Genomic DNA, 16,412 nt, shown 5'->3' with positions numbered 1-16,412 from the left:
GAATAGCCGCAAGGAGATATAAATAATGAAAGGTGATATCGGTGTAATTGGCCTAGCAGTAATGGGTCAGAACCTTATCCTAAACATGAACGACCACGGCTTCAAAGTTGTGGCTCACAACCGTACTGCTGCGAAAGTAGACGAGTTCCTAGAAGGTCCAGCTAAAGGTACTAACATTGTTGGTGCTTACTCTCTAGAAGAGCTAGTTGAGAAGCTAGAAGCGCCACGTAAAGTGATGCTTATGGTTCGTGCTGGTGACGTTGTAGACACGTTCATCGAAAACCTGATCCCACTTCTAGACGAAGGCGACATCATCATTGATGGTGGTAACACTAACTACCCAGATACTAACCGTCGTGTAGCGCATTGTCGTGAGAAAGGCATCCACTTCATCGGTACTGGCGTATCTGGTGGCGAAGAAGGTGCTCGTTTCGGTCCTTCAATCATGCCAGGCGGCGCGGCTGAAGCTTGGGAAGCGGTTAAGCCAATCTTCCAAGGTATCTCTGCAAAAACTGACGCTGGTGAGCCTTGTTGTGACTGGGTTGGTAACGATGGTGCTGGTCACTTCGTTAAGATGGTACACAACGGCATCGAATACGGTGACATGCAGCTTATCACTGAAGCATACCAATTCATGAAAGATGGCCTAGGTATGTCTGCTGACGAGATGCAAGCAGTATTCGCTGACTGGAACAAGACTGAGCTAGACAGCTACCTAGTTGAAATCACTGCAGACATCCTTGGCTACAAAGATGAAGACGGTGAAGCGCTAGTTGAGAAGATCCTAGACACTGCAGGCCAAAAAGGTACTGGTAAATGGACGGGTATCAACGCACTAGACCTAGGTATTCCTCTAACACTGATCTCTGAGTCTGTATTCTCTCGTTGCCTGTCTGCTCTTAAAGACCAACGTGTTGAAGCTGAAGCTTTGTTTGAGAAGACAATCACTCCAGTTGAAGGCGATAAGCAAGAATGGGTTGACGCATTACGTCAAGCTCTACTGGCTTCTAAGATCATCTCTTACGCTCAAGGTTTCATGCTTATGCGTGAAGCGTCGAACGAAAATGGTTGGGATCTAAACTACGGTAACGTTGCTCTAATGTGGCGTGGCGGTTGTATCATCCGTTCTGCTTTCCTAGGCAACATCCGTGATGCATACGAAGCGAACCCAGATATCGCATTCCTAGGCTCTGATGAGTACTTCAAGAACATCCTACAAAGCAGCCTAGTAGCGTGGCGTAAGGTTTCTGCGAAGTCGCTAGAGGCTGGTATCCCAATGCCATGTACTATCTCTGCACTTTCGTTCTTAGACGGTTACACAACAGCTCGTCTGCCAGCTAACCTTCTACAAGCTCAGCGTGACTACTTCGGTGCTCACACTTATGAGCGTACTGACCGTCCACGTGGTGAATTCTTCCACACAAACTGGACTGGTACAGGCGGTGACACTGCTTCTACAACTTACGACGTATAATCGTTAGTTAGAATCAGTAAAGAACGTTTTTGTTCTGTAAGCTGAAAATAGAAAAAGGATGCCTCAGTGGCATCCTTTTTTATTGGTTTGCGTTTTCTTGGACCGACAGAACTAAGAAGTTATAGCTCAAGCCATCATGACCTGCGACTGAGCATCGTCGTTGTATTGCTCCCGAATTGCCATAAAGTCGTCTAGGTTCTGTTTAAGGGCCTCAACACATTCTGGGTCGAACATTGAACCGTTCTGTTCTTCAATGTATTCCATCACTTCATCGAGTGTCCACGCGTGCTTGTAGGCTCTTTTACTCATCAGTGCATCAAACACATCGGCTAACGTCACGATTCTCGCTTCTAGTGGTATTGCTGTGTTACTCAAAGCGTCGGGTAACCCTGTGCCATCAAACCGTTCATGATGATGACGCACGATATTCTTTATGAACTGTATTTCGTCAGAACACATAGAACTGCAATGCGACAGAGCCACGACATCGTCAATCATTTCTTCGCCATATAAGGTGTGGTTGTTCATGATGGCTCTTTCTTCTTCATTGAAGCGCGCGCTACTGAATAACACCTTATCTGGTATTCGATATTTTCCTATGTCGTGAAAGGGCGCGTACAGCCGAATTCGATGAATGAATTGGTGTGTAATGTCTCTTCTTGTGTGCGATAGAGTGCGAGCAATTTGTTCACTGTATTTACCCATTCGAATCAGGTGTTCTTTGGTTTCTGGGTCTCGAGCATGACCCATATTTAAAGCGATCGCTAAAGAGGATTGAAAGTGACGCTGCCGCTCAAACCATTGAACGAAAAGACTGGAGATTACTTGAGTGAGATAGGCGATATCACATTGAATATGCTGGTTCGCAAAAAATCCCGTTGATGAAGCATTGATAAACACAAACCCAAGATTACTTTCTTGATGATGAATAGGCGTTGTGTAACTGCTTTGGTGGCCGAGTTCGAGTAGGTGAGATATTTGTTTGGTCGGGCTTATCGTGGTGAGGTCGTTGATGATTCGAGTATCTAAAGATTCTGCCATTCGAGATAAAGCCGATTCTGGCTTAAGTTCTTGTTCGATATAGCGGTGTTGCGCTTCTTGGCACAGAGTGTCTGACACAAAGTAATTTGATGCTCTGTTTTCACTGCACAGCACGACCGAAAGCCGAGATAATATGGGGTAATGTTCGCGAGCTAGCCGAAAGAGATCATCAACGATGCTGATAATATCTTTATCTTGGGCGGCTACTCTGCTGATTTGGGAGTAGTCAAACATGGTCAAAGCCAACCTTTATTTATAGTTATATCATTGTTTAATATCGTCATTTATAGGTTTCTATACCATGTCTAAACATAGCATCGTGTTGTTAAAATGTAATACGGTATTTTGATAAATGGTTATGCCATCACTCAAACAGTCGTTATTTCATTGTGTTTCCTGTAAATGTGTTAAGCCAGTAGATTAGACATCGTTAAATTCACTAAATGTGAATATTAAAGATAAGTGGATGGCTGTGCTCACTGACTTAAATATCAATATGTTAAGTCTCTTTTCAACCAAAGATTACTATACAAAATATTCACGCCAATCATTTTACTCTGACTATAAATAGACTCTGTCGGAGATAAAAATATGAAAAAACTAGCAGTGCTGTCGGCTATGGCGGCCATATCTTTTCAAAGCGGTAGTGCATTCGCCGTTGACTTAATTGGGCACGCGATCGCACAACAATCTCAAGATGTTGTGGCACAGGTTAGCGGTGTTGTAGAGAGCCATCCATTTCAACTTGGCGAGCCGATTCAACAAGGACAATCTTTAATTATCCTTGAAGATAGTGATTTCAAATTGGAAGTCCGTCGTCAACAAGCAAATTTGGAATTGGTTAAAGCTGACCTAAAAATCAAAAGCAGTATCTACACTCGTTATAAAGAACTAAAAGCGAAAAAGAGCTTGTCGCAGCACGAGCTCGATATCGCCTTAGCTGACCTTCAAGCGGCAAAAGCCCGTGTCAAATTGGCACAGATAGACCTAGAAAAAGCCACCGACAACTTTACGCACACCCAAATCAATTCTGAGATAAACGGCTACGTTGTGAAACGCAATGTAGAGCAAGGCTCATGGGTTGAGAAAGGAAATCTACTTTATAGCGTTGCAGACGTTAACAATATCATTGTTCGTTTATTGGCTAGCGAGCACGATCTGGCTGAATTATCTGTTGGGCAGGAGCTGAATTTGTGGAGTGACGTTAATCCTGAGATTAAAGTTAGAGCAAATATAAAACGTATTGGTATCAATCTCGACCAAGGTTTAATGGCTTACCCAATCGATATTGAAATTCCAAACGAAGATAGCCTTATTAAGCCGGGGATGTCCCTGCATGCAAGTACACTCAACTAAGGAGTAGTCGATGAGACATATTATTAGCTACTTTGCGGCTCGAGGCTTTTTGGCTCGGGTAATTACAATGATGGTTTTTGCGGTAGGTATTGCTTCATTGAGCATTATTAAGATGCAAGAAGACCCAGAAGTGGCCTTTCCAGAAGTTGAGATTGTTACCCATTATCCAGGTGCTTCACCGCAAGACATTGAACTGAACATTACCAATAAAATTGAAAAAGAGCTGCGTGGGGTGCAAAACATCCGCGAAATGACATCGGAATCAACAGAGGGGACTTCACTGATTTTACTGGAGGTCGCTGAAGATGCTGATATCGCAGATGTAGTACGTAAAATTCAGCAAGCGGTTGATCGAGTCAGTGGGTTACCGAAAGATATCTCAGACCCTCCGCTTGTTCTCCAGGAAAGCACCTCGTCCTTTGAAGTCTTACGTTTTGGTGTAACGACAACTGGTAATTACAGCGATCTTCAGCAGTATGCCCGTCAGCTTGAAAAACGAATCAAATCGATATCAGGTATTGGGACTGCAACTATGTCTGGCTTTCGTGAACGAGAGTTTTGGATTGAGGTAGATCCAAGCAAAGCGAGTCGCTACAACCTCACGTTTGACGACATTATGACATCGGTAAACAGTCGAAATTTATCGTTATCAGGTGGTGTTGTCGAATCGTGGAAGTCAGAGCATCGTCTTGTTACCTTAACGCAGGTGACCAGTGCAAAAGAGCTAGAAGACACCATCATTCGTGTTCTGCCTGATGGTGGGCTAGTACGAGTTCAAGATATCGCAACGGTCACTGATGGGTTCGAGAAAGCCACTGAATACGGCATGATTAACAACCAACAAGCGATTTTATTTAATATCACTAAGACGGCTAACGCAGATGTACGCACCGCTATTAGTGCGGTATTAGATACACTCGATATTGAACGCGAAAAGCATGGTGGTAAGTTCGATTTTCATACGTCGATTAACCTTGCTAAAGACATGGAAGATAAGTTCTCTATCGTTGCGAGCAACGGCGGTTTAGGTCTAGTTCTCGTATTAATCGTGTTGGGTATGGCTCTGATGCGTCAGGTTGCTTTCTGGGTCGCTGTCTCTATTCCTTTCTGTATTTTTGGCGTCTTGGCTTTAATCCCTGGAATGGGGATGACCTTAGATGCAATAAGCTTGGCTGCTCTCTTACTCGTTATCGGTATTATTGTCGATGACTCGGTAATCGTTGCAGAAAGTATTTACAGCGAAAGAGAGAAAGGTGCATCGCCACTGGATGCCGCCATTGAGGGCACGCTAAAAGTCTATAAGCCAGTTCTGGCAAGCTTAACCACTACGATCCTCGTGTTTATCCCAATCTTCTTTATTCCGGGAGAGCTAGGGATGGAGATTGCGGTCATACCTCTAACTGTCATTATGGCTCTGACGTTTTCTTGGTTTGAGTGCACGGTTACGTTGCCAGCTCACTTAGCCGATGCTCTTAAAAAACCAAACTTAAACACTCGCAAGATAGATGTGTTCAATAAAGTGGTGACTCGTTATGAAGCGATTCTTACTCGTGCGTTGCAACACAAGTTTAAAGTCGTTTTATTCGCGTTGCTTATGTTAGGAGCTAGCGGAGCTATAGTTGCAACACTTAGGTTAGATTTCTTTCCTGCTCAAGCGGCAAAATACATAGAGGTGTACACAGAAGTTAAACCTGGCACTCCAATGGATAAGGTACGAGCAGCACATCGTCAAGTTGAGGAAGCGATTAGTGCTTTGCCTGATTCGGAAATGCTGAGTTATGAAATGACCTATTCGACGCCAGTAAGCACAGGACTAATTAATTTAACCAATGCGGAAGATAGAGAGAGAACCGCAGACGTTATCGCGGACGAGTTAAGCGACAAGCTCAGTGAGATTACTTCTGTCCCGTTTATTAAATTTACAGTAGATGCGGGTGGAGCACCTCCCGGTGAGCCTGTAGAAGTACGTGTGATTGGTCAAAACAAGGAGTCTCGTGATCATGCTGTTCAAGTGATTGAAGCGTGGTTGGGGCAACACAGCGGCCTGAGTAACGTGACGAACAATGAAGAGCTTAAAGATCAACAGCTTGAAATTGTACCTCAATACGAGTGGCTCGCTCGCTATGGTTTAACTGTAGATGATTTGGCGACTACCTTGCGCGTAGCATTTGATGGCGAGAAGGTGTCGACGACTTGGATTGGTGATGAAGAGGTTGGGCTTCGAGTCATATTAACAGAACGCTACCGTAACCTTGAGAAATTGCGAAATACCAAGATCTATACCGCGGACGGAACTCAAGTACCTTTAAGTCGATTGGCTCACGTACGATATACTCAAGCAGAACGTATCATCTTGCATTTCAATGGCGACCGACAGGTGTTGGTTACCGCTCAAGTAGAGGGTAATGCGCTTGATCCTGATGAAATCACAGATGAGCTATGGGAAGCCGTGAAAGGTCAAATAAACTCTGATGTCATGTTGGATATTGGTGGTGAAGTGGAAGCAACTGAAGAAGCACTAGGGGGAATTGTGGTTGCTTTTCCATCCGCCATTCTCGGGATCTACTTTGTGCTAGCCATAATGTTCGGTTCGTTGGTTCAGCCGTTACTGGTTATCTCAGTTATCCCTTTTGCTTTGGTCGCCTCTTTGATGGCGCTATTTCTTCATATGCAGCCTATCTCGTTATTCGCCTTAATCGGTGCGCTTGGTATGTGTGGGGTAGTGGTCAACAACTCCTTGGTGTTGATAGTTAGAATTAATGACTTACGAGACCAAGGTATGGAGATCACTCAAGCTGTGATTCAAGCTGCAAAAACTCGTTTAAGGCCAATCTTATTGACTTCTGTAACGACAGTCGTTGGCTTGTTACCTTTGGCTTATGGTATTGGCGGGGCAGATGTGTATATGGGGCCAATGGCATTAACCTTAGGCTATGGCCTACTATTCTCTGTGCCAATCGTATTGTTCATTGTTCCTTGCTTGTATGTCGTGATATCGAGATGGAAAATGACTATTTAGGTTGTGAATTAAGCGACATTAAACGATAAATCATTAAAGAGAGGGCAATTGAAGCTCTCTCTTTTTTGTATTTTAGCGGCCCCTATCGTGAAATAAGTGAATGACTGGTGGAAATTGAGTCATTTAAGTCTACTTACTAAAATATAAAGAGTAGATAGTTAGGATACTGGTTCGCTTTATGCCATCATAAAGGAAGTGATAGGGGAAACGGACAGTCCCATAGAAATACATTGGTAGGCATTATTGATGATGGCGTGCCAAGTAGAATTCAGAGCCCAACTCGGTTTAGGTTGTGAAAAGGTAAAGAGATGACTGAAGAAGAAAGAATTGAACTGCAGCAAAATAACCCGCTGCACGGCTTGAAGCTAGAAACGATGATCACTGAATTAGTGGATCATTATGGTTGGGAAATTTTGGACGCAGCAATGCGTATGAACTGCTTTAACACAAAGCCAACCGTTGCAAGTGCCGTTAAATATTTGAAAAAAACAGAGTGGGCTCGTGAAAAGGTTGAAAACTTCTACCTTTACCGTTTTAAGCGTATGCCTAAAGCGTCGGACATCGAATACCAGATGCCTCCGCGTTCACGTACATTCCGTCACGGATTAGAGCCTCGTGAACCTATGGAATTGACGGTAGAGTCTATCCACGCTTCACAAGCTAAAGCTGCATCTGCATTTAAAGAGCGTCGTGGCGGCAACGGTCGTAATTTCCGTCGTTAATAGAAAGGCGTCGCTAGTAAAGTGCGTCGCTAGTAAAGGACGTCGTTAATAGAAAAGCGTCGTTAGAAAAGCCGTCGAAATAGTCTAATCAACTAAAGCGATAAGCATAAAATACAAAAGGAGCCTAAGCGCTCCTTTTTTAATGCGTGTCGCTTTAGTCGTTTGCCTTAAGCTTCGCGGTTCTTTCTTTGATTCTTCCAAAGGTCAACGACATAGACAATGGCGCTGATCAGTAAGAATAGCGCTGACACAGAAAACAGAGCGGGCATTTTGAGAATCCACGCGAATGTGGCGGCAAGAAAAGCGACAAAGCAAATGAGTCGACTTGATGACATGACATGACCGAGTTTAGTGTTCATAACGCCTCCTAATGAAGTCTCATTTTCGACAGGAGAATTATCCCACTTTGTTCAAAAGAAAGGCTAAAAAATAGTATAAATTATTATCAAATTTGCTAATTGAAGGACTCGTCTCACATATTTGGTTTTGCCTATTTTATAAGCAATAAAATAGCGAGATAGGTATCGAAAAGGCAAATATTTTCGGTCGGTCTTCGCGCTGCTAGTCTTGGAGCTCAGAATTTCTAGTTAGCATAGAACTTAGTTTGTATAGTACCTACATAGCACAGAGCCTAGTTGGTATAAAAAAAGTAAGCGGTGATCAAAAAGCTAGCGATGATCACTGTGGTACGGACATATTGTTGAGGGATGCGGCGAGAGATTTTTGCTGAATAATAACCACCAACCAATGTACCCAATAATACGGCCATGCCAGACGGCCAATCAATCGAGCCATTGATGATAAAAAACACGATCGCAGCGAGCGAGGCACACGCGGACACGAGCAGTTTGATGCCATTCATCACGTTGATGTTGGTGTAACCAGCCAGCGCCAAGTAGCTCAATGTCACAATCCCTAAACCTGCATTAAAATACCCACCGTAGATACAAACAATCAAAAGCAATAAAGCGGAAAAGAATGCGCCTGCGCTGGTGGCGTGTTTATGTTTTGCTGTTGCTTGTTTCAGCCATTTATTGAGTGTGCCACCAAACGTGAATAGCAGAGCAGCAAACAGTAGTAGCCAAGGAACGGATTGAGTGAACAGAGCTTCAGGTGTGTGGAGCAGTAAGAAAGCACCTATGCCTCCACCAATTACACATAAAGCAATGGTCAGTTTTAGCTGCTTAGTACCAGATTGAATTTCGTGGCGCAGAGCGTAGGCTCCGCTAATATATCCAGCGCATGAAGCAAAGGTATTGGTCGCGTTGGCTGCGATGGGTGGAACTCCTGCAAATAATAGAGCAGGGAAGGTGATGAAGCTGCCGCCACCCGCAATGGAGTTAAGCACACCGCCAATCACACCTGATAAGAATAGAATCAACCAATCCATAGTTTTAGAATCCAATATGTAAACTAACTGGTTACCTTACTTGAATTTGTTATGAATATCAGCGCTATGTGTGTTGTAAAGATAGGTTTGTGAGTTTGCTACCATCTTTAACCGTTGGCTCGAATTGTGCTGCTAAATTAAAAAAGGAGCCAATGGCTCCTTTCGTTGAGGTTTAGTTGTTTTAGTCGAGCTTTATACTTCGACCGGTTTCGCTCTAAAGCTCTTAAACAGTTTCACTAGAATTGGGCTAGACAGTACCAACACCGCTAGAATAGTGAACGTCATGGTTATTGGGCGTTCCCATAAGAAGTTCAGTTCACCATCGCTGATCATCAATGCACGTCTCAAGTTTTCTTCCATCAAACCTCCCAATATGAAGCCTAACAGTAGTGGCGCGAGTGGGAAATTGGCCAGTCTTAGCGCTATCGCTGCCATTGCAACCAGTAGCATCACAAATACGTCCATCGTGTTAAATGACACCAAGTACACGCCTGTGATTGAGAAGAAGATAATCATTGGTAGTAGCACTGTTCTTGGTACTGCTAGCAGTTTAGAGATGTAAGGGATTAAAGGCAGATTCAAAATAACCAGTACGATGTTGCCAAAGTACATAGAGATGATTACAGACCAAAATACATCTGGATGTTCAACGAACAAACGCGGGCCAGGCTGAATACCGTAGGCAATTAACGCACCAAGCATAATCGCGGTTGTACCAGAGCCCGGAATACCAAGCGTTAGTAGCGGAACGAATGAGCCACTTGAAGCCGCGTTGTTTGCTGATTCAGGAGCAACAAGACCACGAATGCTACCTTTACCGAACTCTTTCTGCTTGTCTTTTGGCGCTAGGCTACGCTCCATACCGTAACTTAGGAATGCCGCAATAGTGGCACCTGCGCCCGGTAATACACCGGTAAAAAAACCTAGAATAGAGGAGCGAATCGAAACAGGCGCAACTTCTTTGAACTCTTCTTTGGTGACCTTCATGCTGCCGATGTCTGACATCTTTTTGCTTTCTTCTGCGCTGGTGTCTTGCTCTGGCTTAAGAATACCCATCAAGGTTTCACCTAGCGCAAAAGTTGCCATCGCTAATAATAGGAAGCTGAAGCCATCCATAAGATCCGTTAGGCCAAAAGTGAAACGTTCAACGCCAACCCCTTTGTCGATACCTACGGTTGATAGCATCAAACCGAGAATGGTCATCATCCAAGCTTTGATCACCTGACCTGGGCCTGCAAACGCAGCTACAGCAGATAAACCTAATAGCATCAATGCAAAGTAGTCTGAAGATTGGAAGCTCAATGACACGCTTGCTAGAGCTGGAGCTGCAATCAAAAGCATTATTGCTGAAAGCGTACCGCCTGTGAAAGAAGAGTAAGCTGCGAGTGCCAGCGCTTTACCTGCTTGACCTTTTTGAGCCATCGGGTAGCCATCAAACGCGGTTACTACCGTTGAAGAACAACCTGGAGCATTGATTAAGATTGATGATGTAGAACCACCAAATACAGCGCCATAGTAGACACCAGCCATCAAGATTAGGCCAGAAGAAGGGTCTAGGCCGTATGTAATAGGGATCATCAACGCGATCGCTGAAATTGGCCCGAGTCCCGGTAGCATCCCGATGAAGGTGCCAACGAAACAGCCCACAATTACCATCATGATGTTCATTGGCATCACAGCGGTCGAAAGTCCTTGTAAAATTCCGTCTAACATAATGTTGTCCCTACCAAAGAGTGAAGATTAAACCAGGCTCTAGGTAGATATCTAAGCCTTGAGTTAATAGAAGAAAGAACGCGATAACGAAAGGAAATGACGCGCCAAATAAAACAGCCTTACGACGCTCGCCCAATAGGTAAAAGCCCGCAAGTAAAAAGAAGCTGGTTGCTAAAACAAAGCCAAGATAAGTCAGTCCAACACCGTACAATGCCATTAACACCAAGAAACCGATGAGCAGTTTCCAGTTCAACGGTGTTGTGTCGCATGTGACTTTCTTATCCGGTTGTCCTGTTATTAGTAGGATCAATGAAAGGCCGATGCCAATAAACGTCAACAGTGTAGGTAACGTTCTTGCTGTGAAGGGTTCGTACTCGTCACCGGGAAACAAAGGAATCAGCGTGGTTTGGTAGCCATAGCACAAGCACGCCAGCATAAAGATCATGGCTCCGATGCGATCCTTCGAAAGCAAAGATTCCTTACTCAGAAATTTGGTTGGTAAGTCCGACATATCCAACTCCATTTGGGGTGGTATAAAAAGTAAAAAAGCCGTACACGAGCGAGTTAATGAAGAATGTCTGGGATCACTAACCAAAGGTGAGCGAATTACATGGCTTGGGTAAGCCGCTTGCATCTACAACGAATCAACAAGCTTTAGCAACATGCTACGAATAAACAAAGGAGTTTTAGTTAACTCATGTACGGCGAAACAAGGAAAGAGTAAGAGGGCACTATGACCCTCTATCGTTATTGGTTACTTCAAGAACCCTAGCTCACGCATTAGGTCGCCCATCTGTTTTTCTTGATCTTCTAAGAAGGCGTAGAAGTCTTTGTCGGCTTTGTAGTTATCGATCCAACCATTACGGTCACGAACCACTTGCCACTCATCGGTTTTGTACATTTTGCCTAACGCTTCGTTCCACTCATCGATTTTCGCTTGGCTAGTGTTTGGAGCCGCGAAGAAGCCACGCCAGTTCGCAAATACAGTTTCATTGCCGTACTCAGTCAGTGTTGGGATATCTGGTGCTGCTTCAAGACGTTTTGGCGCCGTTACTGCCAGTACTTTTACTTGTCCAGATTTAGACATCTCTAGAACTTCACCAAGACCGGTTGATAGGAGTTGTGTCTCACCAGAAAGCAGTGCTGCCATCGCTTTACCACCTGCATCGTAGGCAATATAACGAACTTTCTTAGCATCAAAGCCTTCGCCTTTAAATGCCGCTGCAACTACTAGGTGATCCATACTGCCTCGCGCAGAGCCACCAGCGATTTTTACCTTACGAGGGTTACTTTCGAATTCTTTTACCACGTCTTCCCAAGTGTTGTATTTAGAATCCGCAGACGCAACGATCGCACCATAGTCAGCAATCGTTGCAGCAACCGGTGTTAGGTCGCGGAAAGATTGAGGGAAGATACCCGTTAGCGAGCGAACAACGATAGGGGTAGAATTCACCATCAATGTGTCTTCTTGACGTTGTGCCGTTTCAATTAGGTGAGCAATAGCTTTACCGCCGCCGCCACCAGATAGGTTTTGGAAAGAGACATTTTCTACGATGTCTGATTTCACCAGTACATCACCAGTACCACGTGCTGTCATATCCCAACCGCCACCAGCGCCGCCAGGGATTAGGAAGTGGATTTTTTCTACGTCTGCAGCAAAAGTGTTGAAAGAAAAGGTTGCTGCGATAATAGAAGCCGCAAGAGTAGGTTTCAGTGCCTTGAACATGGTTCACGTTCCTTATGTAGGGGATCTCTTCAATGGAGAGAAACTTATGTTTTATATCTAGCTGCTAAACATCACTTTTGGGTGTTGCTCAGCAGATGAAGTTAAAGTTAACGGTGTGTTAATAAAATGTCTTCAATGCGGCGATATTGAGAATAAAGAACATTGGGTGAATAAAGTTCATAAAGTTCACGGAGGATGAAAGCTTTGAGATGTCGCGATATCGGTAATCTAGGAATAAAAAAAGAGAGCTAACTGAGCTCTCTTTACCTATTGATTCATCGTTGATGAATATCTTTAAGTTTCAGTGGCTAAGGAAGAGCCTCTTAACACTTCAGAAGCCGTATCAAAGTCAAATTCCTCTAACGAGTTTTCTAATTTCTTGAACTCTGAGGCTGATAATCCAATCTCAGTGCTACTCTCAATGTTCAGAACTATGGTCAGTGCTTCAGTGTCGTCATTGGCGATGGCTTCGAGTAGTGCTTTATACAGCGCGATGTTTGTCTGCCCAGATGCGGAATCGATATTCCGTGATTGGTCAGTTTTTTCATCAGCAGGTGGGTTTGACTTATCGAATGACTGTACCAGCGCTTGGCTTAACTCGACAGTTGTTGTGATCACTTGTTCCATGAGTTCCGAGTCTGCAGGTTTCGACTCAAGCTTCTCACATAGCGCGTGCAACTCAGTCGCGCCTAGGTTACCCGCAACGCCTTTTAGAGTGTGTAAATAGCGAGCTTGGGCACTGCTCGTGAGTTCAGTGTTTAAAGCTTCTTTGTCTGGATAGGCTTCAACAAAGCGATTCAATAACTTCCAATACAGTTGGTGGTTATTGCTGGCTCGTAGCAATCCTATGTCAGTATCTAAACCATCAATGATAGGTAGCGTTACAACGGTATCTTGTGACTTAGTATCGGCTGGTAGAGTAGGTGTTGTGAACTGCACGGGATTAGCCGGTGAAATCCAGTTGGCTAATGTGGCGAACATTGATCCGACATCGATCGGTTTGGCGATGATGTCGCTCATACCACAACTCAGCGCTTTCTCTTTATCTCGTTCCATCACGTTCGCGGTCATGGCGATAATAGGCGTTTTAGTGTCTTTTATCTCGTTACGAATGTACTGTGTTGCTTCATAACCATCCATAATTGGCATTTGGCAGTCCATTAAAATGCCATCGAAAGGGGCGTCATCAGCGATTGCTTTTTGGTAAAGTTCGATGGCTTGCTGACCATTCTCTGCGACCGTCACTTGGATCTGTTGGCCTTCTAATAGCTCTGTCGCGAGCTCTTGGTTTATTTCGTTGTCTTCAACCAACAAGATGTTAGAACCAGCCAGTTGTTGAACATTCGCAAGCTGATTCTGTTGCTCCAATTCGCTACGAGAGACGCGATCTGAATCAAGCCCATAAAGAGACACGATGGAGTCATAGAGGTGAGAAGAGGTGATAGGCTTGTCTAAAATACTCGGAACCTCAAAGCCTCTTATAGTAATGGCTTCGGCTAATTCTTCTCGGCCATAAGCGGTTAGCATCATAATTTTAGGTGCTGTCGATAGCGACAAGCCTTTGTTCAGTTCTGCAAGTAGATCAACCCCATCACGTTTAGGCATTTTCCAATCTGAGATAATCAAGTCAAACGGCTCATTTTTATCGTCAGCTGAATGCAGTTCTACAATGGCTTCATCGACAGAAGCGCATAGCGTTGGCGTCAATTTTAGGGACTCTAAGATGTCGCCGACGATTAAACGTGCACTCGCGTTGTCATCGACTACTAGCACTTTTAGGTGATTAATCGAGGCTGGCACCACAATGCGGTTTTGCGTAATAGAGTGGCTCACGCGTGTTGAGATGGTGAAGGAGAAGGTTGAACCTTTGCCAAGCTCAGTCGAGACTTGAATGTCCCCACCCATGAGTTGGCTAAGCTCCTTACTGATCGCCAAGCCTAGGCCTGTACCGCCGTATTTTCGTGTAGTAGAGCTATCGGCTTGAGTGAATTTGTTGAACAGCTTGTCTGCTTGCTCCTGCGTCATACCAATGCCACTGTCTGAAACGGCAAGCTTCAGTTTGATATCATCCCCTTGTCTTTCAGCAACTGATATGGAGATTTTCACTTCGCCTTTCTCTGTAAACTTAACGGCATTATTGCTGAGGTTGATCAGTATCTGTCCTAATCTGAGTGGGTCACCGATAAGGTTAGTTGGTACGTCTCTATCAACTTGGATGAGCAGTTCGAGCCCTCGTTCAGATGCTCGTAGACCGACCAGGTTGGTGATGTTATCGAGTACATTCTCGAGATGAAAATCGACGTTTTCTATATCTAACTTACCGGCTTCGATTTTCGAGAAGTCGAGAATGTCATTGATTAGACCGAGTAGGGTATCGGACGAGAGCTTCACTTTGTGAATATAGTTACGCTGCGCCTTGGTTAAATCAGTTTTTAATGCGAGATAACTCATGCCAATGATGGCGTTCATTGGTGTGCGAATTTCGTGACTCATATTAGCGAGGAAGTCGGATTTTGCTTGGTTTGCGGCATCGGCCTCATCTCTTGCTTCGGCTAGACTGTGTGCGAAAGCTTCTAAGGCCGAATGTGCTTTGTTGGCGAGTAAGCCCATCAAGATAATGATAAAGAAGAAGATCAAGCCACCAATTGCAAGATGGAAAGAGACACTCGAAGAGTCTTTTACGCTGTCACTTTTTGCTATATAAGCTTCGGAGACTAAGTCGTGTAGTTGAGTGAAATTGGCGTTCATCTCTTTCAAAACTTGATGGCTGAGTAGCTGAGATCTGGCTAGGTTAGAAAACTCAGCTTCGTAAAATGCCACGTGTTGATCAAATGCGGTGATATTCATTTCAGGTGCGTATAACGTCAGAATGTCAGCCGCTGTGAGTGACACAGACTGCATTTCACCGATCAAAGTAAAGACTTGTTCTGATATCACCGATTGGTCATCTGGTTTAGCCAATGAAAAGTCACGGTTAAGCTGCTCTGATTGACTCAATAGCGTTTGAATCACCAACAGGTTTTCACCAATTGAAAGCTGAGATGAAAGGCGAGCTTGAGCATGCCCAATCTGTTGGTTGAGATCGGTTAACAACCGTTGTTGTTGCTCATTAAGATCCGTTGAAGCGCGTGATAATTCTATGCCACTGCGAGATATTTGTTTAGTGATGGATGTTTTGAGTTGCACCGCTGACCTCGACAAGCCTTGTAGTTGAACCAAGTTGGTGTAGTAACGGTTCTGAGCTTGTTGGACGGTTTGTAGTAACTCCGTGCCTTGTGGGTCTGTGACCTCGTTTTTAAGCTGAGTAATTAATGCTGATACCTTCTGGATTTCAATCTTGGTTAACGCATACTTTTGTGGCGAACCAGTCAGCAGAAATTCCTTTTCTAAGTTTTGAACTTTGGCACTGAGTGTTGTGAGCCCACCAATTTTCATTACTCTATAGGCTTGATCTTCACTTAATATTCTAAGCTGCTTCACGTCTTGGCTAACAGTATTGATCGTGTCTTTGTGAGAGCTTTGCATCTCGGTGAGAAGATCCGTCGCCGCCAGTGACTTTCGGTTCATACGGTCGCGAGCTGTGTCACTTAATTCAATTAACTCAGTGTATTGCCTGAATTGGTCTAGATATCTTTCAAGTGAAAGTTGTGCATGTTGATCGTTATTATGCGTCGCAAAGGTTTCGACTAGCAGTTTCGTCAGCTCGGCTTCCTTGTTAAAGAGCTGTGCTGATTGAGGCTTACGCTCATTACTAAAAGAGAGTTCGTGGACTCGAAGCTTATCAAGAGAGGTAAGCAGCTGAGTACTTACGGCGTAGTCCTCGATACCAACAAAACGATTGTTTAGGTTAAACCACGCAGCAACTGCCACCGAAAAGAGCACTATGGTGGCTACGATAAAAGAGACTAAGATTATTTTTGAGTCAGTAGCAAATTTAGAAACAGTATTCATAAAGTACCTGTGTTCATAAA

Annotated in this window: 11 protein-coding genes; 4 read left to right on the top strand and 7 right to left on the bottom strand. The window is 44.2% G+C overall.

The genetic code is table 11. From position 1 onward, the window contains the following. Positions 1–25: 25 nt before the first annotated feature. Positions 26–1,474 (top strand): decarboxylating NADP(+)-dependent phosphogluconate dehydrogenase, encoded by a 1,449-nt coding sequence (gnd, locus tag OCV56_RS08645; RefSeq protein WP_086713355.1) that lies wholly within the window; start codon positions 26–28, stop codon positions 1,472–1,474. A 126-nt stretch (positions 1,475–1,600) separates the two neighbouring features. Here the strand turns inward: gnd and OCV56_RS08640 are convergent, their stop codons facing one another. Further along, entirely contained in the window at positions 1,601–2,761 is a 1,161-nt protein-coding gene (locus OCV56_RS08640) for an HD-GYP domain-containing protein (protein ID WP_086713356.1), read from the bottom strand. 345 nt (positions 2,762–3,106) lie between these two features. On the opposite strand from OCV56_RS08640, the gene OCV56_RS08635 reads away from it, so the two are divergent. The 3 genes from OCV56_RS08635 to OCV56_RS08625 all read left to right on the top strand — a co-directional run bounded on the left by OCV56_RS08635 (position 3,107) and on the right by OCV56_RS08625 (position 7,612). Next, entirely contained in the window at positions 3,107–3,871 is a 765-nt protein-coding gene (locus OCV56_RS08635; protein ID WP_086713357.1) for an efflux RND transporter periplasmic adaptor subunit, read from the top strand. A 10-nt stretch (positions 3,872–3,881) separates the two neighbouring features. Further along, a complete protein-coding gene (locus OCV56_RS08630; protein ID WP_086713358.1) occupies positions 3,882–6,890 on the top strand; it encodes an efflux RND transporter permease subunit in 3,009 nt (1,002 codons plus the stop codon). 308 nt (positions 6,891–7,198) lie between these two features. After that, positions 7,199–7,612, top strand: coding sequence for a VF530 family protein (locus OCV56_RS08625; protein WP_010438513.1), 414 nt, complete (start codon positions 7,199–7,201; stop codon positions 7,610–7,612). Between the two features lie 167 nt (positions 7,613–7,779). Here OCV56_RS08625 and OCV56_RS08620 read toward each other — a convergent pair whose 3' ends face one another. The 6 genes from OCV56_RS08620 to OCV56_RS08595 form a co-directional block, all read right to left on the bottom strand. Then, positions 7,780–7,971: a hypothetical protein gene (locus OCV56_RS08620; RefSeq protein ID WP_012603791.1), complete on the bottom strand. Its 192-nt coding sequence runs from the start codon at positions 7,969–7,971 to the stop codon at positions 7,780–7,782. A 272-nt stretch (positions 7,972–8,243) separates the two neighbouring features. Next, entirely contained in the window at positions 8,244–9,002 is a 759-nt protein-coding gene (locus OCV56_RS08615) for a sulfite exporter TauE/SafE family protein (protein ID WP_086713359.1), read from the bottom strand. A gap of 192 nt (positions 9,003–9,194) precedes the next feature. After that, on the bottom strand, positions 9,195–10,715 hold the full coding sequence (locus OCV56_RS08610) for a tripartite tricarboxylate transporter permease (RefSeq protein WP_052878493.1): 1,521 nt from the start codon (positions 10,713–10,715) through the stop codon (positions 9,195–9,197). Between the two features lie 10 nt (positions 10,716–10,725). Continuing rightward, the gene (locus OCV56_RS08605) at positions 10,726–11,226 is read right to left on the bottom strand and encodes a tripartite tricarboxylate transporter TctB family protein (protein WP_041472791.1); all 501 of its coding nucleotides are present in this window, start codon (positions 11,224–11,226) and stop codon (positions 10,726–10,728) included. Between the two features lie 243 nt (positions 11,227–11,469). Beyond that, the gene (locus OCV56_RS08600; RefSeq protein ID WP_004738325.1) at positions 11,470–12,441 is read right to left on the bottom strand and encodes a tripartite tricarboxylate transporter substrate binding protein; all 972 of its coding nucleotides are present in this window, start codon (positions 12,439–12,441) and stop codon (positions 11,470–11,472) included. Positions 12,442–12,735: 294 nt separating this feature from the next. Then, the gene (locus OCV56_RS08595) at positions 12,736–16,392 is read right to left on the bottom strand and encodes a hybrid sensor histidine kinase/response regulator (RefSeq protein WP_086713360.1); all 3,657 of its coding nucleotides are present in this window, start codon (positions 16,390–16,392) and stop codon (positions 12,736–12,738) included. Between the last annotated feature and the right edge of the window lie 20 nt (positions 16,393–16,412).

This window comes from Vibrio gigantis (assembly GCF_024347515.1).
GTDB lineage: Bacteria > Pseudomonadota > Gammaproteobacteria > Enterobacterales > Vibrionaceae > Vibrio > Vibrio gigantis.
This window is presented reverse-complemented; position numbering and strand designations above follow the sequence as displayed.